At 70.8% G+C, this 25,847-nt stretch carries 27 protein-coding genes, 1 tRNA gene and 4 pseudogenes; 12 read left to right on the forward strand and 20 right to left on the reverse strand.

Going from position 1 to position 25,847, the window contains the following annotated elements; all coding sequences use genetic code 11:
- Positions 1-222 (reverse strand): annotated as a pseudogene (locus KM933_RS35505) (GNAT family N-acetyltransferase); the annotation flags it as partial.
- Here KM933_RS35505 and KM933_RS35510 point away from each other — a divergent pair.
- Positions 214-651, forward strand: a pseudogene (locus KM933_RS35510) (galactokinase); the annotation flags it as partial. The pseudogenes KM933_RS35505 and KM933_RS35510 sit on opposite strands and share 9 nt — an antisense overlap.
- An 86-nt stretch (positions 652-737) precedes the next feature.
- Here the strand turns inward: KM933_RS35510 and KM933_RS35515 are convergent.
- The 5 genes from KM933_RS35515 to KM933_RS35535 form a co-directional block, all read right to left on the reverse strand.
- Positions 738-977 (reverse strand): hypothetical protein, encoded by a 240-nt coding sequence (locus KM933_RS35515; protein ID WP_221360583.1) that lies wholly within the window; start codon positions 975-977, stop codon positions 738-740.
- Positions 978-1,134: 157 nt separating this feature from the next.
- A complete protein-coding gene (locus tag KM933_RS35520) occupies positions 1,135-1,920 on the reverse strand; it encodes an aminoglycoside adenylyltransferase family protein (protein ID WP_221360585.1) in 786 nt (261 codons plus the stop codon).
- 74 nt (positions 1,921-1,994) lie between these two features.
- Entirely contained in the window at positions 1,995-2,195 is a 201-nt protein-coding gene (locus KM933_RS35525) for a DUF397 domain-containing protein (protein ID WP_221360587.1), read from the reverse strand.
- A 120-nt stretch (positions 2,196-2,315) separates the two neighbouring features.
- Positions 2,316-2,600 carry a DUF397 domain-containing protein gene (locus tag KM933_RS35530; RefSeq protein ID WP_221360589.1) on the reverse strand — a complete coding sequence of 95 codons (285 nt, stop codon included), beginning with the start codon at positions 2,598-2,600 and terminating at the stop codon, positions 2,316-2,318.
- The gene (locus tag KM933_RS35535) at positions 2,597-3,463 is read right to left on the reverse strand and encodes a helix-turn-helix domain-containing protein (protein WP_221360591.1); all 867 of its coding nucleotides are present in this window, start codon (positions 3,461-3,463) and stop codon (positions 2,597-2,599) included. Before KM933_RS35535 ends, KM933_RS35530 begins: the two co-directional genes overlap by 4 nt.
- A gap of 286 nt (positions 3,464-3,749) precedes the next feature.
- Between KM933_RS35535 and KM933_RS35540 the strand changes: the two genes are divergently transcribed.
- From KM933_RS35540 to KM933_RS35555, 4 genes and pseudogenes are all read left to right on the forward strand, one after another.
- Positions 3,750-4,076, forward strand: a complete 327-nt coding sequence (locus tag KM933_RS35540; protein ID WP_221360644.1) for a hypothetical protein — start codon at positions 3,750-3,752, stop codon at positions 4,074-4,076.
- The gene (locus KM933_RS35545) at positions 4,076-4,699 is read left to right on the forward strand and encodes an ATP-binding protein (protein WP_221360593.1); all 624 of its coding nucleotides are present in this window, start codon (positions 4,076-4,078) and stop codon (positions 4,697-4,699) included. Before KM933_RS35540 ends, KM933_RS35545 begins: the two co-directional genes overlap by 1 nt.
- Before the next feature lie 16 nt (positions 4,700-4,715).
- A pseudogene (locus KM933_RS35550) lies at positions 4,716-4,985 on the forward strand (GNAT family N-acetyltransferase); the annotation flags it as partial.
- Positions 4,986-5,186: 201 nt separating this feature from the next.
- Positions 5,187-5,762, forward strand: a complete 576-nt coding sequence (locus tag KM933_RS35555; RefSeq protein WP_260334661.1) for a Uma2 family endonuclease — start codon at positions 5,187-5,189, stop codon at positions 5,760-5,762.
- Between the two features lie 34 nt (positions 5,763-5,796).
- Here the strand turns inward: KM933_RS35555 and KM933_RS35560 are convergent, their stop codons facing one another.
- Positions 5,797-6,240, reverse strand: coding sequence for a GNAT family N-acetyltransferase (locus KM933_RS35560; protein WP_221360595.1), 444 nt, complete (start codon positions 6,238-6,240; stop codon positions 5,797-5,799).
- 267 nt (positions 6,241-6,507) lie between these two features.
- On the opposite strand from KM933_RS35560, the gene KM933_RS35565 reads away from it, so the two are divergent.
- Positions 6,508-7,275: a LuxR C-terminal-related transcriptional regulator gene (locus tag KM933_RS35565; RefSeq protein WP_221360597.1), complete on the forward strand. Its 768-nt coding sequence runs from the start codon at positions 6,508-6,510 to the stop codon at positions 7,273-7,275.
- On the opposite strand, the gene KM933_RS35570 is transcribed toward KM933_RS35565, so the two are convergent.
- Complete coding sequence (locus tag KM933_RS35570) at positions 7,234-7,731, reverse strand: MarR family winged helix-turn-helix transcriptional regulator (RefSeq protein WP_221360599.1); 498 nt, start codon at positions 7,729-7,731, stop codon at positions 7,234-7,236. The two genes, KM933_RS35565 and KM933_RS35570, sit on opposite strands and share 42 nt — an antisense overlap.
- A 131-nt stretch (positions 7,732-7,862) precedes the next feature.
- On the opposite strand from KM933_RS35570, the gene KM933_RS35575 reads away from it, so the two are divergent.
- Positions 7,863-8,681 (forward strand): trans-aconitate 2-methyltransferase, encoded by an 819-nt coding sequence (locus KM933_RS35575; RefSeq protein ID WP_221360601.1) that lies wholly within the window; start codon positions 7,863-7,865, stop codon positions 8,679-8,681.
- Between the two features lie 30 nt (positions 8,682-8,711).
- On the opposite strand, the gene KM933_RS35580 is transcribed toward KM933_RS35575, so the two are convergent.
- A complete protein-coding gene (locus tag KM933_RS35580; RefSeq protein ID WP_221360604.1) occupies positions 8,712-9,251 on the reverse strand; it encodes a CGNR zinc finger domain-containing protein in 540 nt (179 codons plus the stop codon).
- A gap of 114 nt (positions 9,252-9,365) precedes the next feature.
- Between KM933_RS35580 and KM933_RS35585 the strand changes: the two genes are divergently transcribed.
- Positions 9,366-10,232 (forward strand): alpha/beta fold hydrolase, encoded by an 867-nt coding sequence (locus tag KM933_RS35585; protein WP_221360606.1) that lies wholly within the window; start codon positions 9,366-9,368, stop codon positions 10,230-10,232.
- Positions 10,233-10,268: 36 nt separating this feature from the next.
- On the opposite strand, the gene KM933_RS35590 is transcribed toward KM933_RS35585, so the two are convergent.
- Both KM933_RS35590 and KM933_RS35595 read right to left on the reverse strand, forming a co-directional pair.
- Positions 10,269-10,940 (reverse strand): TetR/AcrR family transcriptional regulator, encoded by a 672-nt coding sequence (locus tag KM933_RS35590; RefSeq protein ID WP_221360608.1) that lies wholly within the window; start codon positions 10,938-10,940, stop codon positions 10,269-10,271.
- Positions 10,937-11,950 (reverse strand): acyl-CoA desaturase, encoded by a 1,014-nt coding sequence (locus KM933_RS35595; RefSeq protein ID WP_221360610.1) that lies wholly within the window; start codon positions 11,948-11,950, stop codon positions 10,937-10,939. The genes KM933_RS35590 and KM933_RS35595 overlap by 4 nt, the downstream gene beginning before the upstream one ends.
- 297 nt (positions 11,951-12,247) lie before the next feature.
- Between KM933_RS35595 and ppc the strand changes: the two genes are divergently transcribed.
- Positions 12,248-14,998 (forward strand): phosphoenolpyruvate carboxylase, encoded by a 2,751-nt coding sequence (ppc, locus tag KM933_RS35600; protein WP_221360612.1) that lies wholly within the window; start codon positions 12,248-12,250, stop codon positions 14,996-14,998.
- Between the two features lie 58 nt (positions 14,999-15,056).
- Here the strand turns inward: ppc and KM933_RS35605 are convergent, their stop codons facing one another.
- From KM933_RS35605 to KM933_RS35635, 7 genes are all read right to left on the reverse strand, one after another.
- The gene (locus KM933_RS35605; protein WP_221360614.1) at positions 15,057-15,545 is read right to left on the reverse strand and encodes a hypothetical protein; all 489 of its coding nucleotides are present in this window, start codon (positions 15,543-15,545) and stop codon (positions 15,057-15,059) included.
- A 53-nt stretch (positions 15,546-15,598) separates the two neighbouring features.
- Positions 15,599-16,201 carry an aminoacyl-tRNA hydrolase gene (gene pth / locus KM933_RS35610; protein WP_221360616.1) on the reverse strand — a complete coding sequence of 201 codons (603 nt, stop codon included), beginning with the start codon at positions 16,199-16,201 and terminating at the stop codon, positions 15,599-15,601.
- Positions 16,202-16,310: 109 nt separating this feature from the next.
- On the reverse strand, positions 16,311-16,895 hold the full coding sequence (locus tag KM933_RS35615) for a 50S ribosomal protein L25/general stress protein Ctc (RefSeq protein ID WP_221360617.1): 585 nt from the start codon (positions 16,893-16,895) through the stop codon (positions 16,311-16,313).
- A gap of 226 nt (positions 16,896-17,121) precedes the next feature.
- Positions 17,122-18,093 (reverse strand): ribose-phosphate diphosphokinase, encoded by a 972-nt coding sequence (locus KM933_RS35620; RefSeq protein ID WP_221360619.1) that lies wholly within the window; start codon positions 18,091-18,093, stop codon positions 17,122-17,124.
- A 141-nt stretch (positions 18,094-18,234) separates the two neighbouring features.
- Positions 18,235-19,728: a bifunctional UDP-N-acetylglucosamine diphosphorylase/glucosamine-1-phosphate N-acetyltransferase GlmU gene (gene glmU / locus KM933_RS35625; RefSeq protein WP_221360621.1), complete on the reverse strand. Its 1,494-nt coding sequence runs from the start codon at positions 19,726-19,728 to the stop codon at positions 18,235-18,237.
- Positions 19,729-19,839: 111 nt separating this feature from the next.
- Positions 19,840-19,910, reverse strand: a tRNA-Gln gene (locus tag KM933_RS35630).
- An 11-nt stretch (positions 19,911-19,921) separates the two neighbouring features.
- Positions 19,922-20,797, reverse strand: a complete 876-nt coding sequence (locus tag KM933_RS35635; protein WP_221360623.1) for a hypothetical protein — start codon at positions 20,795-20,797, stop codon at positions 19,922-19,924.
- Between the two features lie 167 nt (positions 20,798-20,964).
- Between KM933_RS35635 and KM933_RS35640 the strand changes: the two genes are divergently transcribed.
- A complete protein-coding gene (locus tag KM933_RS35640; RefSeq protein WP_221360624.1) occupies positions 20,965-22,305 on the forward strand; it encodes a sensor histidine kinase in 1,341 nt (446 codons plus the stop codon).
- 41 nt (positions 22,306-22,346) lie between these two features.
- On the opposite strand, the gene KM933_RS35645 is transcribed toward KM933_RS35640, so the two are convergent.
- The gene (locus KM933_RS35645) at positions 22,347-22,844 is read right to left on the reverse strand and encodes an SUKH-3 domain-containing protein (protein WP_221360626.1); all 498 of its coding nucleotides are present in this window, start codon (positions 22,842-22,844) and stop codon (positions 22,347-22,349) included.
- A 93-nt stretch (positions 22,845-22,937) separates the two neighbouring features.
- Positions 22,938-23,441: a YwqJ-related putative deaminase gene (locus KM933_RS35650; protein ID WP_221360628.1), complete on the reverse strand. Its 504-nt coding sequence runs from the start codon at positions 23,439-23,441 to the stop codon at positions 22,938-22,940.
- A gap of 249 nt (positions 23,442-23,690) precedes the next feature.
- On the opposite strand from KM933_RS35650, the gene KM933_RS35655 reads away from it, so the two are divergent.
- Entirely contained in the window at positions 23,691-24,761 is a 1,071-nt protein-coding gene (locus tag KM933_RS35655; protein WP_221360630.1) for an SMI1/KNR4 family protein, read from the forward strand.
- A gap of 7 nt (positions 24,762-24,768) precedes the next feature.
- Positions 24,769-25,847 (forward strand): annotated as a pseudogene (locus KM933_RS35660) (SUKH-4 family immunity protein); the annotation flags it as partial.

Consider the following 25,847-nt stretch of genomic DNA (forward strand, 5'->3'; position numbering starts at 1 on the left):
CGGCGGGTAGTCGGGGATCACGCACACCACCTCGTAGCCCTGCTTGCGGTAGAAGTCCGGCGCCTGGAAGTCCCACGTCTCCACGCGGGCGGCACGGCAACCGCGGGACGACACCGCCAGTTGTTCCGCCCGGGACAGCAGACGCGACCCGAGCCCGGACCCGCGGTGGCGTTCGTCGACCCAGAGGTAGGCGACATGCAGCCATGTCGTCCAGGTGTGCCCTTCCTGCGCGACCTCGCGTACGAGGACCTCGACGCGGCGCTCGCCCGCCTGTCGGACGAGCGGGTGCGGCGGTACGTACGCCACGTGGTCTCGGACGACCACCGGGTCGAGCAGGTCATCGCGCTGCTCGACGCGGGGGACATCCGGGGGATCGGCCCCGTGCTGACGGCCGGCCACGAGTCCCTCCGCGACGACCTGCGGATCTCCTGCCCGGAGCTGGACCTCGCCGTCGCCACGGCGAACGCCGCCGGGGCGCTGGGGGCGCGGATGACGGGCGGCGGCTTCGGCGGCTCGGCCGTCGTCCTGGTCGAGACCGCGGACGCCGACACGGTCACCAAGGCGGTCGAGGAAGCTTTCGCCGCGGCGGGCTACACGGCACCGCGGGTCTTCCCGGCGGTACCGTCGCAGGGCGCACGGCGCCTGAGCTGACGCGCCTCCGCGCACACCACAGGGTTTCCCTCCAGCACCGGCCGGTGCTGGAGGGAAACCCTGCGAAAGTCCGGCCTCCCCCCAGGTCAGCGGACGGTCCTCCCGCGCCGCTCCCTGCCGCGCTGTCGCCGGCGCGCGAAGAAGAGCAGCAGGTAGTTACCCAGGGCCGCCAGGAACAGCAGCCCCACGACGACGCGTGCCGTGGTCCACACCGCACCGCCGGGATGCCACAGGGCGGCCGCCAGGTTCATCAGCGTCGAGACCGCGAAAGCCCAGCCGAGAAGCCTGGCCGCACGCGTCACATGGGGCGGGTCCACGTTCTTCATATCCGGTTCCCCCACCTCGGCTGCTCCGGAAGTCACCGGGACCGCCCTGTCGGCTCTCCTCACGCGGCGGCGGGCCTTCCCTCCGGGCGTCATGGGGTTCAGCGTGCCCGCGGATCCATGGACGAATCCGGCACAGCAACGCGGTCATCCGCAGTTCCTACGAGTTCTGGACCGGGGCCGAAGGGACCCGGTTATGCAGCCGGTCGATCTCAGCGAGCACGCGGTCCACGTGCGGACGCACCCGCGCCCGCAGCGCATCGCTCCAGCTCTCCTCGGAGTAGGAACAGTCGAGATAGAGCTGTCTGGCGTGATCCAGGGCGGCGCGGTGCTCGGGCGGGAGCCGGGCGAGGGCCCAGTCGGCGGCGGCGTTCTTCGACTTGATCCGGCCAGTGGCGAGCGTGGTCCAGATGCGGGCGAGGGTCAGCAGGACGTTGCGGGTGTCGCTGTCCAGGTCGTCGAGCAGGCCAGGGATACCCGCAACGCTCGCCCGGACCAGGTCGGCCTGCGGGACCGGGTCCAGGACCTGAGCCGGACGCGGGCCGGTGAGGGGGTGGTCGCCGGTCAGCGCCATGGCGATCAGCAGGGCCAGATCGGGCATCGGCTCCGACCGGGGGACCGTCCCGGCCTCGTACTCGGCACGCAGCCACTCGCCGTAGAGGAAGTCACCGGTCGGCGGATACCGCCACGGCCGCACCTCGGCCTGGACGACCACGGTGACCTCCACCGGGCGCACTTTGTCTCGGTCGCCGGAGATCCGGAGCAGCCCATCGAGGAGTGCCCGTCGATCCCGCTCGTCCATTCGCCGCCGGGAGACGACCAGCACGTCCACATCGCTGGCCGGCCTGAGGCCGCCAAGCACGGAGGAGCCGTGCAGGTAGGTGCCGATGACATCCCGGCCCAGCACACCGCCGACCAGCCCTACGATCTCCTGAACCTGATTCACTGCATCAGCGTCCCCTGCCATCTGGCGGACTGCACGGCAATATCTGATCTCTGCTGTCGGCCGTGGCTGCCAGGTCAGGCTTTCAGGCCATCGATGAACACGGCGAACGTGTCGGCCTTCACGACGAAAGCGCCACGACCGGGTTCCTCGGAGTCACGGACCCCCACCCACGGCCGGGCGCAGGCCATCTCGACACATTCGTTGTTCGCCGCGCTGTAGCTGCTCCTGAACCAGTCGGCTCCCGCGAGCTGAGCGGCGGTAGACGCCTCATTCATCGGACGAACTCCTGTCGGGCAGCGCCCGAGAGTCTGATGGGCGCCTGCCCTGTACGGGCAAGTGCCCCAGTCGTCCTTGAGGCGCCGGGCACTCGTTCTCGGGGCGCGCCGGATGCGCCGTTACGGCAGGAGAAGGCTGCGCTGCCCCTTCCCTATGCCTCCGACGAAAGCTCGGTAGTCGTCCTCGGAGACAACGAGCACCTGGGCGTGGGGTTCACCGACGTCATTGGAGTCGCGCAGAGCAACCACACNAACGAGCACCTGGGCGTGGGGTTCACCGACGTCATTGGAGTCGCGCAGAGCAACCACACCTTCGATGAAAGCGACCTCCAAGCAGTTGTCGCCGCCATTGCTCAGGTCGCTCTTGACCCATGTGGCGTCGGTGAGGTCGACCTTCTTGTTCATGTGTAGCGGTCCTTGATCAAATCGTGGATGTAACGCCGGGAGGCTTCCGGGTCGAGAGCTTCGGCGCGAAGGTGGTTGAACGCGGTTTCGTAGCGTCCGATGTCACTATCTTCCTCCAGGTACAGGGACGTTGTCATCGGCTCGACCACGACCACAGGCGGACCGGCGGGGAAGTGCAGCACGTGGAACGGCCCGTCGATGCCGGCGTGGGCTCCATGGGCGAACGAGAGAACCTGAATCGCCACGTTCTTGTGCTCTGCGGTGATGTCGAGCAAGCGCTCAAGCTGGGCCTTCATCACCTGTTTTCCGCCTACTTCCCGTTGAAGCGCGGACTCGTCGAGGACACACCACAGATGCAGCGGGCCCTCACGTGACAGTGCTTCCTGCCGGGCCACACGGAGCTGGACGAAGTTGTCGATCTCCCGGTCGGTCTGCCACTTCCGGCTACGTTCCACGACGGCTCGTGCGTACGCCTCGGTCTGCAGAAGGCCAGGGATCACCCAGGTGAAAGTGTCGCTCTTGACGGCCAGCTCTTCGAGGTGCAGGTACTCGGCGAAGGGGTCTCGGACGGATTGACGGTACTGATCCAGCAGATTCGTCCGTCTTCCCGAGTTCGCGAGGGACGCGAGTCTGCGGAGCTTGTCGATCCGGTCCTTGTTCTGAAGGCCGTATGCCTCGAAGAACCCCGCGAGTGCGATGGGCGGCACTCGTTGCTTGCCGTTCTCGATCTTGCTGAGAGCCGGGGCTCCGGACAGTGACAGCTTGCCGGCCGCTTCGGCCAGGCTCATTCCTGCCGCCTTGCGCAGCGACCGGAGCTCTAGCCCGAGGCGCCTTCTGTGCAGGTTGGGCTGGGCGTCGGTCATGTTCTACCTCCCTGTCGCGCAGGGTATCGCCGAGCGCGGAAGGCAGTTGCCAAATTTCCTTCTGGAACTCTTTTGAGTGAGAAATTTTTCGAGAAATATTGCTTGTGAGGAACATTGGGATACAAAGGCGTTGATGGCTTGCGTCGACATGGGCGAGTCGTCGTGCTGATGACGCCCATGCCGGGGCGGGGTGTCTGTCATCGCATCTGGAGCTGCGGGAAGGTCTGCCGACCCGCCTGGTCCGTACGCACTGCCCTGCATGCCCGACCACAGCCAAGGAGTGCTCGTGCGAAGCCTGATCAAGCAACTGGCCTACCGAGTCCGGGTGTTCCTCGCGCCCGCCGACCGACATCGAGACGGACGTCCGGAGCTGCCGGTTCAGCCTCGGGCGCCCCGGCCGAGCCCGGCCCGTCCCTTCACCGACCCGGCCGCTCATCCCTGGTGCGAACCCATCGACGGCGACTCGACTCCCCTCGTCCGTCCCTACCTCGACGCGTACGAGCGCGGAGAGAGGGCCCGGCTCCAGCGGCTGCGCCGCGATGCCCTCTGGTGCGCCACCTACGGGGTCGACCTCGACACCCGGTGTGTCCATGACCGGCTGGGCGCGGTGTGATGGGCATCGACCACGCGGACCGTGTCGAGGCCGTTCAGCTCGGACTCGCGAACAGGCTGCTCGTTCGCGCCCGGCACGTACTGGACAGCCCTGATGTCCCCTCGCGCGAACTGGGCCTGCTGGCATCCGCGTTGACGGCTGCACTGAACGACGCTCTGCTCATCGCCGGAAGTCGCGAGGCGCCGGCCGAACGCGGGACCGCCCCGCGGACCCTGGGCCTGCTCGTGCTGCCGGGCGGGGATCTCTCCTGTGCCCGCGCCGCACGCCGGCACGTCCGGAGTGCGGCGGAGCTCTGGGGGATGCTTCCGGACGAGGCGGACACCCTGGAAGCGATCACCGGGGAACTCGCGGCGAACGCGCTGGAGCACAGCGGCAGCCGGGCGGTCACCGTGTCTGTTCTCCGTACCGCCGGGGCCGTCGTCGTCAGTGTGTCGGACGAGGGGCAGGAGCGGGTGTCCGGGGCGCGGCAGTCCGAGGCGCCGGAAGGGGAAGGGGAAGGCGACGGAGAACGCGGGCGCGGGCTGTTCATCGTCGAGGCCATGGCCGCCCGCTGGGGGAGCAGGAGGCACGGCGGCGGTCTCACCGTCTGGGCCGAGGTCGCCGTCGGCCCGGAGGGGAAGTGAATTCCGGCCTCAGGCCGTCTGGGAAACCTCGGACGGCAGCCCCGTCTCCATGGCGGCCGTGACCTCGGTCGTCGGCGGCGTGGTCCGGGTGGATCCCGTCTACGCCCCGGCCCACCTCCGGGGCCGCGGCCACGCGGGCGCCGTGACGGTCGAGGCGAGCCGGGCGGCGCAGGCCGCGGGCGCGACGGACGGCGTCCTGTTCACGGCCCCGGACAACCCCACCAGCAACGCCCTCCACCAGCGCATCGGGTACGTCCACCTCGCCGACTTCGCCGGGTACGTGTTCCTCCGGAGCGCACCACAGGCCGGGCAAGGGCGTTCCTCGCTCCTTGCGGGCGCCGTCGGAGGACAGGGCGAACGCCGGGCCCACGGGCCGATCGGGTGGGTACCGGACCGGCGTCCTTGTACACACCGGCAGATCGTCGCCCTCATACTGGAGGCGGGAGGACCCATGACTCAGCAGACCCTGTACCGGCGGCTGCGCGCCATGCGTGACCACTTCACCCCGCCGCCCGGCCTCGCCTGGCCCGAGATCAGTGACGGGAAGATCGTCATGATGATGAGTCCGCGCCCGCGTCATCAACTGACCGCGACGCGGATACGGGACCGGCTCAGCAGGCAGCTTCCGGACGACCTCGGGGTCTTTGAGGCAACCGACACCGATGACGAGGCGCTCGGCAAGCTGCGCATCCCCGACCTGCACGTCTGCCCGTACGACGCCATGGAGACCGACGGCCCCCTCGACTCGCGTGAAATCACTTTGGCCATCGAGATCGTCTCGCCGTCCAATCCGGAGAACGACTATCGCGACAAGACCCGCGACTACCCGGCCATGGGCATCCCCCACTACCTGATCCTCGACCCGCGTGACGGTACCTGGACATATCAGTGGGAGATCGGTCGTGCCGACGGCCGATCCGTGTACGAGAACCGATTGCACCTCCCGTACGGTAAGCCGGTCGCCCTTGACACAGATTTCGGGACCTGGACGATCGACACCACCGACCTGCCCCGCTACAGCGCGAAGGACATGGGGCTGTCCCCTGAGCAGCGGGAGCTGTAGAAGGCATGGAGGGCCGTGGAGCAACGCGCGGCGCTCAGGCCAGCCTCTTGGTGAGCGTGTACTCCGTGATCCCCGGCGGGTAGTCGGGGATCACGCACACCACCTCGTAGCCCTGCTTGCGGTAGAAGTCGGGGGCCTGGAAGTCCCATGTCTCCAGACGGGCCGCGCGGCAGCCCCGGGATGTGGCGGCCAGCCGCTCCGCCCGGGACAGCAGATGCGAACCGAGGCCCGCGCCCCGGTGCCGCTCGTCGACCCACAGATAGGCGACATGCAGCCATGTCGCCCAGGTGTGCCCGACCAGCCCGGCCGCGACCCCGCCCGCCGTGTCCAGGGCCCAGACCTGGAGCGGAACCTCCCGCTCACCAGGGGTTCCGCGCAACGAGCGCAGCACGGGTGAGGCGGCCGTATTGGCCTCCCGCAGCCGGGACCGCAGGAATTGGCTGCGCTCTTTGTCGACTTCTGTCTCGATACGAAACATACGGCTCACCATATGCGCGCCGGGCAATCAGTTCTGCAAATCGTCTTCCGCTCCCGGCGCCCAGCCGTACTCTGATGAGCAGCACCGGTGGGGGCCGGTGTCGATCAGGGGGCGAGACAGTCGGGTACGACGCCCGAAGTGGGGGTAGCAGTTCCGGCACGGCGGCGGCCGTGCGGTCGCGGCACCCCGTTTTCCGGGCCGACAGGGCCCGGGATCACCTCGGGCGCCGTACCTGCGCCGGTCCGTCCCCCGACCAGTGGGGGTTTCATGGTTCGCATCCGTGTTCTGGTCGTCGACGACCACCGTATCTTCGCCGAGTCGCTCGCCGCCGCTCTGGCCGCCGAGCCCGACGTGGACGTCTCCGCCGCCGGCAGTGGTCCTGCCGCGCTGCGCTGCCTGGAGCGGGCGGTCGCGGAGGGCCGCAGATTCGACGTGCTGCTCGTCGACGCCGACCTGGGCGGGAACGTACCGGGCGCCCGCCCGGCCGTGCCCGTGCACGACAGCAACGAAGAAGGTCTGGTCGACGGCATCTCGCTGGTGGCGGGCGTCCGCTCGGGCCAGCCGAACGTCCGTACCGTCGTCCTCGCCGAGAAGGACGACCCGCGCCGTGCGGCCCTCGCCCTCCAGGCGGGCGCCTCCGGCTGGGTCGCCAAGGACTGCTCGCTGTCCCGGCTGCTGACCGTCATCCGGGGCGTGCTGCGGGACGAGACGCATCTGCCGCCCGCCCTGCTCACCGGCGTGCTGCGCGAGCTGACCGCGGCCCGCAAGCACCGCACCGAGAGCGAGCGGCTGGTGGAGTCGCTGACACCGCGCGAGCGCGAGGTGCTGCGCTGCATGGTGGCCGGGCTCGGGCGCAAGGCCGTCGCCGAGCGGCTGTTCCTCTCCCCGCACACGGTCCGCACGCACATGCAGAACGTGCTCGGGAAGCTCGGCGTGCACTCGACCCTCGCGGCCGTGGCACTCGCCCGCCGCGCCGGGGTCGGCCCGGTCGACCTAGCCGGGGATGTTGTCGAACGGGGCGGTCAACTGGCGTAGCAGACCGGCCAGTTCACCGCGCTGGGCCCGGCTGAGCTCCGCGAGGATCGCCCGCTCCTGGTCCAGGAGTCCGGCGAGGGCCTGGTCGGCGCGGTCGCGGCCCTCCCCGGTGAGGCGCACGAGCACGCCCCGGCGGTCGCTGGGGTCGGGGAGCCGCTCGACCAGGCCCTTCTTCGTGAGCCGGTCGATACGGTTCGTCATCGTGCCCGAGGTGACGAGGGTCTGGGTGAGGAGCTGGCCGGGGGAGAGCTGGTAGGGGGCGCCCGCGCGCCGCAGCGAGGTCAGCACGTCGAACTCCCAGGGCTCCAGGGCGTGCTCGGCGAACGCGATCCGCCGCGCGCGGTCCAGGTGCCGCGCGAGCCTGCTCACCCGGCTGAGCACCTCCAGCGGTTCCACGTCGAGGTCCGGGCGCTCCCGGCGCCACGCTGCGACCAGCCGATCGACCTCGTCCTCCATGGCGATCAGTGTAGTGGTTGTGTCGACATGAAGTCTCTTGACGTAAAGTATCTTGGTGCCAAGTATCTTGACGGCGAGAGAATTGTGGTGTGAGGGTGGAGGTCCGCCCGCCCCGACCGTAGGAGGCCCCCGTGTCCGCCGCCACCTCTCCCACCTGGGACCCGGGCCAGTACCTGCGCCACGCCGGGCACCGCGCACGCCCCTTCGCCGAGCTGCTCGACCGCGTTCCCGTGCTGCCCCGCGACCCTGCCCGCATCGCCGACCTGGGGTGCGGACCCGGCAACGTCACCGCCCAGCTCGCCGCCCGCTGGCCCACCGCGCACGTCACGGGGTACGACAACTCCGCGCAGATGCTGGCCAGGGCCGCGGAGCACGCGGGGCCGACGGCGGGCGGCGGCTCCCTCGACTTCGTCCACGCGGACCTCGCGGCCTGGACGCCGGACGGGACGTACGACCTGATCGCCTCGAACGCGGCACTGCACTGGGTGCCCGGACACCTGGACGCCTTCCCCTCCTGGCTCGGCGCGCTGGCACCGGGCGGCACGTTCGCCTTCCAGGTGCCCGACAGCATCGACGCGCCCCTGCACGCGCTGATGCGCGAACTCGCGGACTCCGCGCGCTGGAGGAGCCGGCTGGACGGGGTCCTGCGCCGCACGGACTCGGTCCACGAACCGCTCGTCTACCTGGACCGGCTGGCCCGGCTGGGCTGCGAGGCGGACGTCTGGGAGACGACGTACCTCCAGGTCCTGCAGGGCGAGGACGCGGTCCTCGACTGGTCGAAGGGGACGGGGCTGCGCCCCGTCCTCACGGCCCTCGCCGACGACCCGGAGGCCGCGGAGGCGTTCACCGCCGAGTACCGCGACCTGCTCCGCACCGCGTACCCGCCGGCCCCGTACGGCACGGTCCTCCCCTTCCGCCGCCTGTTCGCGGTGGCGCGGAAGGCCGCCTGACGGGGTCCGGCCCCGGCGGCCGGGGCTCCGTCACGCCGGCGGGGTCCGCCGGGTACGCGCCTGGTGGCGGCGGGCCTTCAGGCGGTTGCCGCACGTTTTCATCGAGCACCAGCGCGCGGTGTTGGCGCGGCTGCGGTCCAGGAGGAAGAGGCGGCACTCGGGGTTCCCGCACGGCCGCAGCCGACCCGGCAGGCGCTCCTCGACGTCCGCCCACGCCAGCACCAGTTCCACGGCGGGCCCGCGCCCCGGCGGTACCCGCAGGTCCCACTCGATGCCCGACGCGCCGGGCCGCGGGACCTTGTGGACGTCCGCGAGCACCCGGCCCAGAAGGGCCTCCGCAGAGGTTTCTGCGGTGCCTGGGGTGCCTGCGGTGCCCGGTGGGTTCGACACCAGTTCCTGGAGCGCGTCCCGGGCCGCGCGCAGCCACCGGCGTTCGTCCCCGCCGCCGGCGCCCCCGTGCCCGCGCGCCCACGTGTCCAGCGCGTGGTCGTCGTCCCACAGGTCCTGGCGCCGGCCCTCCACCACAGGAGTGCTGTTCAGCGCCTGCAGCAGGGCCTGCTCGTCCGGCACGGGTCCCACCCTCCCTTTCGTCTAACTCCATCAAGCCGTTTGACAGGTTACTCCATGGGTGGTCCACTGGACGCGCCGAGAGGTAACTCTCAAAGAGCTTCTAAGGGGTTAGGTATGGTCGAGGTCCGCCACCGGTACGCCACCGTGCGGGGACACCGCGTCTTCTACCGCGAGGCGGGGCCCGGCGAGGCACCCGCGCTCGTCCTCCTGCACGGCTTCCCCACCAGCTCGCGCATGTTCCGCCACCTCGTCCCCGCGCTGGCCGACCGGTTCCGCGTCATCGCCCCCGACCACCTCGGGTTCGGCAACTCCGACGCCCCGTCCGCGGATGAGTTCACGTATACGTTCGACTCGCTGACCGACATCACGGAAGCACTGCTCGACCACCTCGGGGTCACCCGCTACGCCGTCTACGTCCAGAACTACGGCGCCCCCGTCGGCTGGCGGCTGGCCCTGCGCGACCCGGACGCCGTCACCGCGGTGATCACGCAGAACGGCAACGCCTACGAGGACGGCTTCGTACCGGAGTTCTGGAAGCCCGTGTGGGCGTACGGAGAGGACCCCGGCCCGCGGACCGAGCCCGCCGTCCGCACCGCCCTCTCGCTCGACGCCATCCGGTGGCAGTACCTGCACGGGGTGGACCGGCCCGAGCTGGTCGACCCCGACACCTGGGCCGCCGACCACCGCGAGGTCGGCCGGCCGGGCAACGACCTCGTGCAGCTCGCCCTGTTCCGCGACTACACGAGCAACCCGCCCCTCTACCCCCGGGTGCACGCCTGGTTCCGGGAACGGCAGGTCCCGCTCCTCGCGGTCTGGGGCGCGGGAGACGAGATCTTCGGCCCGGACGGGGCGCGGGCCTTCGCCAGGGACCTGCCGGACGCGCAGATCCACCTGATACCGGGAGGCGGGCACTTCCTGCTCGAAAGCCACCTGGACACCGTCGCCGGGTACATCCGCGGGTTTCTGACCGCGGGTTCCTGACCGCGGACTCCTGACCACCGCCGTGGCCACGCAGGGCTAGCTCTTGCGGCGCCCTATCAGCCGCGGCTTCGCCTCCAGGCCGTCCAGGCCGTGCCAGGCCAGGTTGACCAGGTGGGCCGCCACCTCCGCCTTCTTGGGGCGGCGCACGTCCAGCCACCACTGCCCGGTGAGCGCCACCATGCCGACCAGGGCCTGGGCGTACAGCGGGGCGAGCTTGGGGTCGAAGCCGCGGCGCTTGAACTCACGGCCCAGGATGTACTCCACCTGCGTGGCGATGTCCGAGATGAGGGACGCGAAACTGCCCGTCGCCTGGGGGATCGGCGAGTCGCGCACCAGGATGCGGAAGCCGTCCGTGTACTCCTCGATGTAGTCCAGGAGGGCGAAGGCCGCCTGCTCGCACAGCTCGCGCGGGTGCCCGGCGGTCAGCGAACTCGTCACCCCGTCCAGCAGGCGGCGCATCTCGCGGTCCACCACCACCGCGTACAGCCCCTCCTTGCCGCCGAAGTGCTCGTAGACGACGGGCTTGGAGACCCCGGCCTTCGCCGCGATCTCCTCCACCGAGGTCGCCTCGAAGCCCTTCTGGGCGAAGAGGGTGCGGCCGATCTCCAGCAACTGGGCCCGCCGCTCCGCACCGGTCATCCGGGTACGGCGCACGCGCCGCGGCTTCTCGTCGCTGGGTGTGTTGGAGTCGGCCACACCGTCAATCATGCAGCCTCGGCGGTCTTCCCCCCGCGCCGGGCGCCCGTCCCGTCCGGGTTGCGCCGGGAATCGATACGCGAGCGTGACGGCCAGCGCACGTCGTACGCCCACCCGAACCGCTCGAACCAGCGGATCAGCCGCGCCGAGGAGTCCACCTGCCCGCGCTCCACACCGTGCCGCGCCGACGTCGGATCGGCGTGGTGCAGGTTGTGCCAGGACTCGCCGCAGGACAGCACCGCCAGCCACCACACGTTGCCCGAGCGGTCCCGGGACCTGAAGGGCCGCTTGCCCACCGCGTGGCAGATCGAGTTGATCGACCAGGTCACGTGGTGCAGCAGCGCCACCCGCACCAGCGAGCCCCAGAAGAAGCCCGTGAACGCGCCCCACCAGGACATCGTCACCAGACCGCCGATCACCGCGGGCAGCGCGATCGACAGGCCCGCCCACAGGAGGAACTGACGGGAGACCGCCCGCAGCGCGCCGTCCTTGATCAGGTCCGGCGCGTACTTCTCCTGCGGCGTCTGCTCCTCGTCGAACATCCAGGCGATGTGCGCCCACCACAGGCCCTTCATCAGCGCCGGGACCGTCTCCCCGAAACGCCACGGCGAGTGGGGGTCGCCCTCGGCGTCGGAGAACCTGTGGTGCTTGCGGTGGTCGGCCACCCAGCGGACCAGCGGCCCCTCGACGGCCATCGAACCGGCGATGGCGAGCGCGATGCGCAGCGGGCGCTTCGCCTTGAACGCCCCGTGCGTGAAGTAGCGGTGGAACCCGATCGTGATCCCGTGGCACCCCAGGAAGTAGAAGAACACCAGCAGGCCGAGGTCCAGCCAGCTCACCCCCCAGCCCCAGGCCAGCGGAACCGCCGCGAGGACGGCCAGGAAGGGGACGGTGATGAAGAGGAGAAGGGTGATCTGCTCGATGGAGCGCTTCCTCTCGCCGCCCAGCGTGGCGGAGGGGGGTGCGGAAGAGTCGTCGCGCGCCTCGGGGACGTCGTCGATCACATCGGAACTTGCGGGCATGGGGCGTCCCCTGGGGGGTCGAGGAGGGTGAGAGTGGCCGGTATCCGCAGTCGCGGATAGCCGGAAACAGTGCTTACGGTCCCGTAACCTACGGCATCGTAAGTACGACAGCGCGTTTCACCGGGGCAAGAGCCCCAGAGACCGCGCGTACGGATGGACACCTATCCTTGGTCTCGGTCGGACAGCGCGGTCCGCTCTGTTTCATTCCCGGATGCCCAGCCGCTGACGCGGCACGTGCCGCCTCGGGCTGACGGGTTCCCCTCCAGACGAGCTTCAACACTGCAAGGAGCCGCACCTGTGAGCAGTGCCGACGACCGGACGACGACAACCGGCAGTGAGACGACGACCGGCAGTGAGTTGCGCGCCGACATCCGCCGCCTCGGCGACCTGCTGGGCGAGACCCTCGTACGGCAGGAGGGCCCCGAACTTCTAGAACTGGTCGAGAAGGTCCGCCGCCTCACCCGGGAGGACGGCGAGGCCGCCGCCGAACTGCTGCGCGGCACGGAACTGGAGACCGCGGCCAAGCTGGTCCGCGCCTTCTCCACCTACTTCCACCTGGCCAACGTCACCGAGCAGGTGCACCGCGGCCGCGAACTGCGCGCCCGGCGCGCCGCCGAGGGCGGACTCCTCGCCCGTACGGCCGACCGCCTCAAGGACGCCGACCCCGAGCACCTGCGCGCCACCGTCCGGCACCTCAACGTCCGCCCCGTCTTCACCGCCCACCCCACCGAGGCGGCCAGACGTTCGGTCCTCAACAAGCTGCGCCGCATCGCCGCCCTGCTGGAGACCCCGGTCATCGAAGCCGACCGGCGCCGCTACGACACCCGTCTGGCCGAGAACATCGACCTCGTCTGGCAGACCGACGAGCTGCGCGTCGTCCGCCCCGAACCGGCCGACGAGGCCCGCAACGCCATCTACTACCTCGACGAACTGCACGCCGGCGCCGTCGGCGACGTCCTGGAGGACCTCACCGCGGAACTGGAACGCGTCGGCGTCCAGCTCCCCGACGACACCCGCCCCCTCACCTTCGGCACCTGGATCGGCGGCGACCGCGACGGCAACCCCAACGTGACCCCCCAGGTCACCTGGGATGTCCTCATCCTCCAGCACGAACACGGCATCAACGACGCCCTCGAACTCATCGACGAACTGCGCCACTTCCTCTCCAACTCCATCCGCTACACCGGAGCCACCGAGGAACTCCTCGCCTCCCTGCGGGCCGACCTGGAGCGGCTGCCCGAGATCAGCCCCCGCTACAAGCGCCTCAACGCCGAGGAGCCCTACCGCCTCAAGGCCACCTGCATCCGGCAGAAGCTGGAGAACACCAAGCAGCGCCTGGCGAAGAACATCCCGCACGAGGACGGCCGCGACTACCTCGGCACCGCCGAACTGCTCCAGGACCTCACCCTCATCCAGACCTCCCTGCGCGCACACCGCGGCGCCCTCTTCGCCGACGGCCGCATGAACCGCACGATCCGCACCCTCGCCGCCTTCGGCCTCCAGCTCGCCACCATGGACGTACGCGAACACGCCGACGCCCACCACCACGCCCTCGGCCAGCTCTTCGACCGGCTCGGCGAGGAGTCCTGGCGCTACGAGGACATGCCGCGCGAGTACCGGCACAAGCTCCTCGCCAAGGAACTGCGCTCCCGCCGGCCCCTCGGCCCCACCCCCGCGCCCCTGGACGCCGCCGGCTCCAGGACCCTCGGCGTCTTCGAGACCGTCAGGAAGGCCCTCCAGGTCTTCGGACCCGAGGTCATCGAGTCGTACATCATCTCCATGTGCCAGGGCGCCGACGACGTGTTCGCCGCCGCCGTACTGGCCCGCGAGGCCGGCCTCCTCGACCTGCACGCCGGCTGGGCCAGGATCGGCATCGTGCCGCTCCTGGAGACCACCGACGAGCTCAAGGCCGCCGACACGATCCTCGAGGACATGCTGTCCGACCCGTCCTACCGGCGGCTCGTGGCCCTGCGCGGCGACGTGCAGGAAGTCATGCTCGGCTACTCCGACTCCTCCAAGTTCGGCGGCATCACCACCTCCCAGTGGGAGATCCACCGCGCCCAGCGCCGGCTGCGCGACGTCGCCCACCGCTACGGCGTACGCCTGCGCCTCTTCCACGGCCGCGGCGGCACCGTCGGCCGCGGCGGCGGCCCCTCCCACGACGCGATCCTCGCCCAGCCCTGGGGCACCCTGGAGGGCGAGATCAAGGTCACCGAACAGGGCGAGGTCATCTCCGACAAGTACCTCGTGCCGTCCCTGGCCCGCGAGAACCTGGAACTGACCGTCGCCGCCACCCTCCAGGCATCCGCCCTGCACACCGCCCCCCGCCAGTCCGACGAGGCGCTCGCCCGCTGGGACGCCGCCATGGACGTCGTCTCCGAGGCCGCCCACCAGGCCTACCGCGAGCTCGTCGAGGACCCCGACCTGCCGACGTACTTCCTCGCGTCGACGCCCGTGGACCAGCTCGCCGACCTGCACCTGGGCTCACGGCCCTCCCGCCGCCCCGGCTCGGGCGTCTCGCTCGACGGCCTGCGCGCCATCCCCTGGGTGTTCGGCTGGACCCAGTCGCGGCAGATCGTCCCCGGCTGGTTCGGCGTCGGCTCCGGCCTCAAGGCCCTGCGCGAGGCCGGCCTCGACAGCGTCCTGGACGAGATGCACGAGCACTGGCACTTCTTCCGCAACTTCGTCTCCAACGTCGAGATGACCCTCGCCAAGACCGACCTCAGGATCGCCCGCCACTACGTCGAGACCCTCGTCCCCGAGGAACTCCGGCACGTCTTCGCCACCATCGAGACCGAGCACGAGCTGACCGTGCGCGAGGTACTGCGCATCACCGGCGAGCAGGAACTGCTGGACGCCCACCCCGTGCTCAAGCAGACCTTCACCGTCCGCGACGCCTACCTGGACCCGATCTCCTACCTCCAGGTGGCCCTCCTCAAGCGCCAGCGCGACGCCGCCGCGGCCGGCGCCGAACCCGACCCGCTGCTGTCCCGCGCCCTGCTCCTGACCGTCAACGGCGTGGCGGCCGGCCTGCGCAACACGGGCTGAGCCGGCAGCACACCCGCAGGACGGAGGGCGCCGGGGCCACCCCGGCGCCCTCCGTGTGTCAGAGCGCCAGGAACGCGGCCGTCACCAGCGCCAGACCCGCGCCGCCCAGCGCCCAGCCCGCCCGGCTCCTGCGCAGCCCGCCCGCCACCACCACCGACGCCAGCAGCAGCGCACCCCCCAGCGGCACCCAGGCGTAGAGCAGACCGGCGGCACCCGTACGCACCACCTCGTCACTGCCGGGCTTCACCGCGACCGCGTACGTACGGCCCTCCTCCACGGCCACCCCGCTGTCCAGCACGACCCGCTCCCGCGCGGTCGACCCCCGCGTCACGGGCCGGTACGCACCCGTGCACCGGTCCTCACCGCAGTCGGCGACCGCCATCGTGCCCCGCTCACGGCCCTTGGAGAGCATCACGTGCTGGGCGGTCCCCCAGGAGGCCCAGACACCCGCGATCAGGATCAGCACCGCGACCGTGCCCATCACCACCAGCCGCCCCAGCCGCAGCGCGGCGGCCGTACGGTGACGGGAGGACGCATGGGCGGGCATGGCGGCGATCCTTGGCCATGGCACTGCACCGGGTCAACTCGGACGAGCCGAATTCACGAGTTGTACGCCGACTGCGCCCGCTCCAGACCCTCCGCCACCAGGCACTCCACCGCATCCGCCGCCCGGTCCACGAAGTAGTCCAGCTCCTTGCGCTCCGCCGACGCGAAGTCCTTCAGCACGAAATCGGCCACCTGCATCCGCCCCGGCGGACGCCCGATCCCGAACCGCACCCGGTGGTAGTCCGCACCCATCGCCTTCGTCATCGACTTCAGACCGTTGTGCCCGTTGTCACCGCCGCCCAGCTTCAGCCGCAGCACCCCGTAGTCGATGTCCAGCTCGTCGTGCACCGCCACCACGTTCGCCGTCGGCACCTTGTAGAAGTCCCGCAGAGCCGTCACCGGCCCCCCCGACAGGTTCATGTACGACATCGGCTTCGCCAGCACCACCCGGCGGCTCAGCGGCCCGGGCGGACCGATCCGCCCCTCGACCACCTGGGCCTGCGCCTTCCCGGCCCGCTTGAACCCGGCGCCCATCCGCCCGGCCAGGAGGTCGGCCACCATGAAACCCACGTTGTGGCGGTTCATGGCGTAGCCGGGGCCGGGATTGCCGAGCCCCACGATCAGCCAGGGGGCACCTGGTTCCGAAGTCACGTCCATCACTCCATGGGTCCTCGGCCGACCGAGCCGGCCTGCTGGTCCAGCGGGATACACGACGGCCGCCGCCCCCATGAGGGCGACGGCCGGCGAACAGCGATCCGGTACGGGATCAGCCCTCGGCGGACTCGTCGTCCGCGCCCTCCGAAGGCTCCTCCGCCTGGGCGGCCAGCACCTGGAGCACGACCGCGTCCTCGTCGATGGCCAGCGTGGTGCCCTTGGGCAGCGGGATGTCCTTCGCCAGGATGGAGGCACCGGCCTCCAGGCCCTCGATCGAGACGGTGACCGACTCGGGGATGTGCGTCGCCTCGGCCTCCACCGTCAGCGTGCTCAGCACGTGCTCCAGCAGGAACGAACCCGGGGCCAGGTCGCCCTCGGTGTGCACGTACACCTCGACGGTGACCTTCTCGCCGCTCTTCACCAGCAGCAGGTCGACGTGCTCCAGGAAGCCCTTGATGGCGTCACGCTGGACGGCCTTCGGGATCGCCAGCTGCGACTTGCCGTCGATGTCCAGCGTCAGCAGGACGTTCGGCGTACGCAGGGCGAGCTGCAGCTCGTGACCCGGCAGCGTGACGTGGACCGGGTCGCCACCGTGACCGTACACAACGGCGGGAACCTTATTCTCACGACGGATACGGCGCGCCGCACCCTTGCCGAACTCGGTACGGGACTCGGCGGCGAGCTTGACCTCGGACATGATCACTCCTCGTAGAAACGGAAAAGGCCGGGAAGGCCAGGGAAGAAGTCACCCGGCCGAACCATCGGCCTGCTACGAAGAGCGCGTCGATAACGGACCGCCGCACCGAAAAGTGCGGCCTCCCTCGCCGAGCAACTGTCACAGCTTACGCGGCGGGGAGGCCGTACCGGAAATCGATCTACGCGAGCAGCGGGGCCCTCGGGCCCCGCTGCTCGTCCTGCTCGTCCTACTCGTCGAAGAGGCTCGTCACCGAACCGTCCTCGAAGACCTCACGCACCGCGTTCGCGATCGTCGGCGCGATCGACAGCACCGTGATCTTGTCCAGCTCCAGCTCACCCGGCGTGGGCAGCGTGTCCGTGAAGACGAACTCACTGACCTTCGAGTTCTTCAGCCGGTCCGCCGCCGGACCCGACAGCACACCGTGCGTCGCCGTCACGATGACGTCCTCCGCGCCGTGCGCGAACAGCGCGTCCGCCGCGGCGCAGATCGTGCCACCCGTGTCGATCATGTCGTCGACCAGGACGCAGACCCGGCCCTCGACGTCACCCACCACCTCGTGCACCGTCACCTGGTTCGCGACGTCCTTGTCCCGCCGCTTGTGCACGATCGCCAGCGGCGCACCCAGCCGGTCGCACCAACGGTCCGCCACCCGCACCCGGCCCGCGTCCGGAGACACCACCGTGAGCTTCGAACGGTCCACCTTGTGACCCACGTAGTCGGCCAGCAGCGGCAGCGCGAACAGATGATCCACCGGACCGTCGAAGAAGCCCTGGATCTGATCCGTGTGCAGATCCACCGTCAGCAGGCGGTCCGCACCCGCCGTCTTCATCATGTCGGCGACCAGCCGCGCCGAGATCGGTTCACGCCCACGGTGCTTCTTGTCCTGACGGGCGTAACCGTAGAACGGCAGGATCACGGTGATGCTCCGGGCGGAAGCCCGCTTCAGAGCATCGATCATGATCAGCTGTTCCATGATCCATTTGTTGATCGGGGCCGTGTGGCTCTGGATCAGGAAGCAGTCGGCACCACGGGCCGACTCCTCGTAGCGGACGTAGATCTCACCGTTGGCGAAGTCGAAGGCCTTCGTCGGGACGACCCCGACACCCAGCTGGTCGGCGACCTCCTCGGCAAGCTCGGGGTGGGCGCGGCCGGAGAAGAACATCATCTTCTTCTCGCCGGTCGTCTTGATCCCGGTCACAGCACTGTCTCCTCAGAGGTGTCTCAGCCGAATGTCGAGAGGTGCTCTCAAGTGCGGACTCGTGCCCTCGAGTGCGGTACCGGCTGGATGTGCGGGTGTGCGCCTACCACGGTACGCCGAGTCCGACCCGACCTTTTCCGGTCAGCTTTCGCCGCCCGCTTCCCGGGACGCCGCCTCCGCAGCCCTCGCGGCCGCACTCCCCGGACGCTTACGGGCCACCCAGCCCTCGATATTCCGCTGCTGGCCACGGGCCACGGCCAGCGAACCGGGCGGCACATCCTTCGTGATCACGGACCCGGCGGCGGTGTACGCGCCGTCCCCGACCGTGACAGGCGCCACAAACATGTTGTCCGAACCCGTCTTGCAGTGCGACCCCACCGTCGTGTGGTGCTTGGCCTCACCGTCGTAGTTCACGAACACACTCGCCGCACCGATGTTCGAGTACTCGCCGATCGTCGCGTCCCCCACGTACGACAGGTGCGGGACCTTCGTACCCTCGCCGATCGTCGCGTTCTTCGTCTCCACATACGTACCCACCTTGGCCTTCAACCCCAGACGGGTACCGGGACGCAGATACGCGTAAGGCCCCACACTCGCCTGGGGACCCACCTCCGCGCCGTTCGCCACCGTGTTGTCGACCCGCGCGCCCGCACCCACCACCGTGTCGTTCAGACGGGTGTTGGGCCCGACCTCCGCGCCCTCACCCAGATGCGTGGCACCCTGCAACTGGGTCCCCGGCAGCACCACCGCGTCCCGCTCGAAGGTGACCGTGACGTCCACCCACGTCGAGGCCGGATCCACGACCGTCACACCGGCGAGCATCGCCCGCTCCAGCAGGCGGTCGTTCAACGTACGACGGGCCTCCGCCAGCTGCACACGGTTGTTGATGCCCGCGATCTCACGGTGGTCGTCCGCCACGGCCGCACCGACCCGGTGCCCCGCCTCGCGGAGGATGCCGAGAACGTCCGTCAGGTACTCCTCACCCTGACTGTTGTCGGTGCGCACCTTGCCGAGCGCGTCCGCGAGGAGCTGCCCGTCGAACGCGAAGACACCCGAGTTGATCTCACGGATCGCACGCTGGGAGTCCGACGCGTCCTTGTGCTCGACGATCGCCGTCACCGCACCCGAGGCACCGTCCCGCACGATCCGGCCGTACCCGGTCGCGTCCGGCACCTCGGCGGTCAGCACCGTGACCGCGTTGCCGTCACCCGTGTGCGTCGAGGCGAGCTTGCGCAGGGTCGCGCCGGTGAGCAGGGGCGTGTCCCCGCAGACGACCACGACGGTGCCGTCGACGGCACCGCCCAGCTCCTCCAGACCCATCCGCACGGCGTGCCCCGTGCCGTTCTGCTCGGCCTGCACCGCCGTCCGCACACCCGGGGCGGTCTCCGCGAGATGCGCGGTGACCTGCTCGCGGGCGTGACCCACGACGACGACGATCTTCTCGGGGTGCCCGGGGTCCAACTCGCCCGCGGCGGCGAGCACATGCCCGACGAGGGACCGGCCGCAGATGTCGTGCAGGACCTTGGGTGTGGCCGACTTCATACGGGTGCCCTCACCCGCTGCGAGGACGACGACGGCTGCGGGTGGGGTCTCCCCTGCTCCGGAGCCGAGAGCTTGGGGAAGGTTGGCGCTCACGGATTTGCCCTTCGGCTACTGGTGTCTGGGACATCCGCAGGATACCGGGGCGTTTCGGGGAGGACATGGGAGCGGGCCCTGACTGTGTTGTCAGGGCCCGTACACGGAAGGCTCCCGGGGAAGGAATCGAACCCTCATTCAACGGACCAAAACCGTTTGTCCTGCCATTAGACGACCCGGGATAATCTGCGCCTTATGTCCGACTCTTTTGACCGGCCCCGCGCGCGGACAACACTATGCCGTACCAAGCGCCTTCGATGCGACGGTACAGGTCCGCACTCTGGCGGACCTTGATCACCAGGCAGCCACGGTAGGTCTCACCGACGTTCTTGCGCACCGTCCTGGGGTTGTGCTTCTTGAGGGTCGTCTTGTTGAACGAGCTGCGGTCGGCGCCGACGAGGTCCGCCCAGTACCGTTCGGCGCCCGCCACGTCGGCCGTCTCGTGGATCATGACGCAGTACCGCACGCGGTCGCGCTGCACTCCGAGGAGGTCGAGCCAGCGCAGGAAGAACTCGATCATTCCCGGGTCGCTGTTGACGAAGGTGACGATCTCCCGGCGGGCGTGCGGCTTGTCCTTGGTGCCCTCGGCCCAGTAGAGGCCGATGCCCACCAGGAACAGCTCGCGGTCGGAGAGCGCGCCGATCTCCTCGGCGGCCGCCGCCTTGACCCGTCGGCGCTCCTCCTCGCGCAGCCGCAGCGTGACCTCCCAGCCGCGCCTGGCGATCGCCGAAGCCTCCTCCCGGGTCCGTTTGCGCCGCTCCGGCTTCGGCAGGTCCCGTACCCACAGGGAGATCGAGCTCTTCGAGCAGCCGAGTTCGAGCTGGATGCGGTCGTACGTCCAGCCCTGGAGCCGCAGTTCACGGGCCCGCTCGCGGAGGTCGTCCTTCGCGCGCGGGCGCTTCGTCCACTCGGGGGGCGGTTCGCCCTCCAGGAGGCGGTTGAGGATGTCGTTGTTGTGGACCTGGATCCGGTCGCGGATCTGACGGCGGCTGAGCCCGGCCCTCCGCAGGGCGACCGCCCGTTCCCGCAGCCCCTCGAAGTCCGCGTACCAGCCGTGTGAACGTTCCATGGGCATACCGTCCGGGCGGAATGTGGGGTTCCGGTGTCGAACGGGAGGCGATTCAGCAGTTCGAGGGATAACGGGCCGTTTCGCTTCTGTTCGATTACGGTGAGTGGTGTAGGCCAGTACGGGAAAGTCGCCGGAAATGGGGCCGGGGGCGACCGTAGGCTGGAGGCATGACCACGACGGGGGAAGACGACACCGCGGCCTCGGCCGGGCCGTGGTGGTGGACGAGGTGGCGCAGCGCGGTGCTGGACGGGGGCCTCGCGCTGGTGTCGTCGGTGGAGTGCGCGGCGGAGGGGTTCCCGTTCGCGGACGCGGCCGGGTTACCGGTGCCGGTGGGCGTGCTGTTCGGGGCGGTCGCCGGGTCGGTGCTGCTGTTCCGGCGGCGGTGGCCGATCGCGGTCGTCCTGGTGTCGATCGCCATCGCGCCCGCCCAGATGGGGTTCCTGATGGGGCTCGTCGGGCTGTACACGCTGGCGGCGTCCGAGCTGCCCCGGCGGATCATCGGGGCGCTCGCCGGCATGTCGATGGTGGGGATGCTCATCGTCACGTACGTGCGGGCGCACCAGGGGATGGTGCGGGGGGACGTGGCACTGGGGGACTGGTTCGTGCCCTTCGTGTCGATCACGACCTCGCTGGGGATGACGGCGCCGCCGGTGCTGCTGGGGCTGTACGTAGGGGCCCGGCGGCGGTTGATGGAGAGCCTGCGGGAGCGGGCGGACTCGCTGGAGCGGGAGTTGCAGCTGCTGGCGGAGCGGGCCGAGGAGCGGGCGGAGTGGGCGCGCAACGAGGAGCGGACCCGGATCGCCCGTGAGATGCACGACGTCGTCGCGCACCGGGTGAGTCTGATGGTCGTGCACGCGGCGGCGTTGCAGGCGGTGGCGCGCAAGGATCCCGAGAAGGCGGTGAAGAACGCGTCGCTGGTGGGGGACATGGGCCGGCAGGCGCTGACGGAGCTGCGCGAGATGCTGGGGGTGCTGCGCAAGACGGACGGGCCGGTGCCGGGTGCGGCGTACTCGTCGGCGCCGGTGCAGACGGTGCCGCTGGCGGCGGTGGGGGCCGCGGCGGCGGCGGCCGCGGCGGCGTCCCGGGGTGCCGAGGACGAGTCCGGGGACGGGCCCTGCCTCGACGACCTGGAGGAGCTGGTGGGGCAGTCCGCGGCGGCGGGGATGGTCGTCGACCTCTCGGTGGAGGGGGAGACGCGGGGGTACGCGGCGATGGTGGAGCAGACCGCCTACCGGGTGGTGCAGGAGGCGTTGACGAACGTCCACAAGCACGCGGCGGGGGCGAAGACCCGGGTGCGGCTGGCGCACCGGGAGGCGGAGATAGCGATGCAGGTGGAGAACGGGCCGCCGCCGGAGGCGGGTTCCGCGTCCGACGCCAGGCTGCCGAGTGGCGGGAACGGGCTGGTGGGGATGAAGGAGCGGGTCGTGGGCCTGGGGGGCGTGTTCGTGTCCGGTCCGACGGACGCGGGCGGGTTCAGGGTGTCGGCGGTGATCCCGGCCGGGGGGTGAGCGGAACCGGGTCCGGCCCGGTTCCGCTCACCCCCGTCGGTTCAGCCGGCGGTCAGGCGTACCGGTTCCCGGCCCGAGATGAGGGTGGCGAGGGCCTCGTCGACGTCGGCGCCGAGGTACCAGTCGCCGGTGTGGTCCAGTGTGTAGACCCGGCTCGCCGCGTCGATGGCGAGCAGGGCCCTGCTGTCGGTCTCCTCGCCGAGCGGGGCCACCTCGGTGCCCAGGGCCCTGCCGAGGTCGGCGAGGGTGCGGGCCATGTGGAGGCCGTGCAGGGGGTCCAGGTGCAGGGGTGACGGGGCGATCTGCCGGCCGGCCTCGATCGTGGTGATGCGGAGTCCGCCGAACTCCGCCCACGCCTCCACCGCCGCGGGGAACACGGCGTGGCGGTGTCCCGCGGGTGACTCGTGGTTGCGCAGTGCGTCGGCCCAGAACTCGGCCTGCCTTATGTCCCAGCGGCCCGGTTGCCATCCGGCGGAGCGCAGTGCGGCGTCGACCGGGACGGAGAAGCGGGTGGTGGAGGTGGCGCGATCGGTGTGCATCTGCCCTTCGCGATCGGTCTGAGCTGCCGTGCGGTGTGCCGGCAGGCTTCCTCGGGGCGCCGGCGGCGCCTTGGTGCGGGTGGGTGGCCGCTGTCAGTTCTCCCGCGGGGTGGGGTCGACGATGCGTACGCCGAAGTGGGCGCTGAGCGCGGTGCAGGAGCGGCAGGGCTGCGCGAAGCTGCCGTGCAGCGGGTCGCCGTCCTCGCGGATGCGGCGGGCGGTCAGTTTGGCCTGTTTGAGGGACTTGCGGGCCTCGCCGTTGGTCATGGGCTTGCGGGCGGCCCGCTTGGAGCGGGCGGCCTCGGCGTTGCCGAGGTGGCGGGAGATGAGGATCGCCTCGGCGCAGCGGCCGGTGAAGCGGTCGCGCTGGCCGCTGGTGAGGGTGTCGAGGAAGTCCTGCACGAGCGGGTGCAGGGGCGGCGGCTGGTCGCCGCGGCCGGCGGTGCCGGTGAGGGTGGCGCCGCGTACGGAGAGGGCGGCGGCGATGGTGGGCAGTATGCCGTCGCGGCGGTGCCGCAGGATCGGGGCGGCGGGTGCCTCGGTGCTGCTCCAGCCGACCCTCGGGTCTCCGGACGTACCTGTCTGTGTCGTGTTCATCGTTCCGTTCCCTCCCCTTACCGCATCCCCCGGTGCTCGGACAGAGTGCCAAACTCCGTGGCGGGTGCGGAAGCTGGGGCGGTGCGACACGCGCGGTCTTCGTCTCACCGTCACGGCTCGATGACGGCAGGTCACGGAAGCGGGGCGGCCCGGATCCGCACGGGACCGGAGGCCCGGTGACCGGTGTGGCCGCACCGCATAGGCTGTCGACATCCGCGATCCTTCAGAGCGCCGCAGGGGGCAACCGCCATGACGACAGGTCGGCTCGGGCTGGGGGCACCTCCCGGCCGCCAGGCCGGGGGGCAAGCCGCGCCGCCGAACGCGGCCTACACCGGGCAGGTCGTGCACTTCCCGGATCCGGTCCGGGCGGCACGTCACCCGAGAGGGGTACGTGTCGACGATGCGGGTTACCCCGACTTCTCGTTCTATGCACGTGCGGCCGCGGAGATCGCCGAGCCGCCCGAGGGGTTCGGTGTCGACGAGCTGCGGCTGACCGACTACGTGTCGGCGAACGCCGCGCTGGCGGCTTCCGGGCACGATCTGTGGGACACCATTCCGGCGGTGGCGACCCCGCACGGCTGGACCTGGCACCATGTGCCGCGGACGCGTCGGCTGGAGCTGGTGCCGGTCGAGGTGAAGGCGTTGCTGCGGCATCACGGCGGTCTCGCCACCGCGGCGGTCGACCAGGACAAGCGGGGCACCCGGCCGTTGCAGGAGACCCGGCCCGCGCACTTCGGGCTGCCGAAGGCGGCGGTCGCCGTGACCGAGCAGCAGGTGCAGGGGGTCGAGGAGGACCTGGGATACCGGTTGCCGGGGGCGTACCGTTCCTTCCTGAAGGCGGCGGGCGGGTGCGCGCCCGTCGGGGCGGCGCTGGACGCGGAGCTGGGGCTGCTGGTGGACCAGCCGTTCTTCACCGTGCGGGACGAGGCCGCCGTGAACGACCTGGTGTACGTCAACAAGTGCCTGCGGGACCATCTGACCAAGGACTACCTGGGTGTCGGGTTCGTGCAGGGCGGGCTGCTCGCGGTGAAGGTGAAGGGCGAGCGGGTCGGCTCGGTGTGGTTCTGCGCGTACGACGACGCCCGTGACCAGGACGCGTGGCCGCCCGCGGAGCGTGTGCGGCGGCTGTTGCTGCCCTGCGGTGACGACTTCGACCAGTTCCTGTCCCGGCTGGCGGGCAATCCGCCCGAGCTGGAGACGGTGGCGAACCTGATGGTGGACGGCGGCTTCGCGCGTGCCGTGCCGGTGTCGGCGGCGTCTTCGGCAGCCCCGGCAGCCCCGGCAGCCCCGGTGTCTTCGGTGTCTTCGGTGGGGGAGTGAGCGTCCGATGGTGACCTTCGCGCAGGCGCAGGAGCGTGCCGAGGAGTGGATCAACGGGGATGTGCCCGGCTACCAGCACCGTGAGGTGCGGGTGCGGGAGTTCGACCTGGGGTTCGTGGTGTGGGCGGAGGACCGGGCCGAGGGTCCGCGTTCCGACGGCGGTGCGCAGCGGCTCGTCATCGCGCGGGACAGCGGGGAGGCCACGCTGTGGCCCGCGCTGCCGGTGGGTGAGGTGATCCGCCGGTACGAGGAGGAGTACGGGCTGTCCGAGGCGGCGCCCGAGCCGGCTCCGGCGGCTCCGGCGCGTGTCGACCTCAACCAGACGTCGTTCCTGCTCACTCCGCCGGAGTGGTTGCAGGAGGCGGCGGACCGGATGGGGATCCCGGACCGCCGGGAGGGTACGTCCGGCGGGGCCGCGGCCGGCGCCGGGGTGAGCGACGCGGTTCCCTCCATCGCAGGCACGGGTGCAGGCACGGGTGCGGGTGCGGGGTCTCCGGCCGACGCCGTTCCGGCCGGTCACGGTGGCGTCGGTGGTGCAGGTGGTGCCGGTGGTTCGCTGCCCGAGACGCTGCCGGGACCGCCGTCCGGGGCGGGGGCGCCCGGCGCTCCCGGCGGGGGCACGACGTGGCCCGCCGCGGGCGGGGACGCGTCCGCCGGTTCCGGGCTGCCCGCCGACGCGACGCCGTGGGCCGGTACCGACACCAACGCCGAGCCGGGGGACGACCGTTCGGTGCCGCTGCCCGTGACGGTGTACGCGCCGCAGATCCGGGACGTCGGGGACGGTGACGCGCCGCCCCCGCCGGAGACGGCACCCGAGGCCAGGACCAAGCTGATCTCGGGCGGCAGCCAGTTGCCGCGCACGGCGGTGGCGCCCGCGCTGGACGAGCCGCAGCCGCCCTCCGGCGCGCCTTCGTACGGCTCCTCGCAGGGCGCCGGGCAGCCGCCCGCCGTGCCGCAGTCGCCGCCCGCTCCGCCCGCTCCGGACCGGCCGCTGCCGCCCGGCGCCGGGGACGTCGCCGACGCGGCGACCGGCAAGGCGCAGGGTCCGCCCCGTGGCGCGCGGGGCGCGGGCGCGCCGGGTACGCC

Origin of the sequence: Streptomyces beigongshangae, assembly GCF_019710745.1 — a bacterium.
Classification (GTDB): Bacteria; Actinomycetota; Actinomycetes; order Streptomycetales; family Streptomycetaceae; genus Streptomyces; species Streptomyces beigongshangae.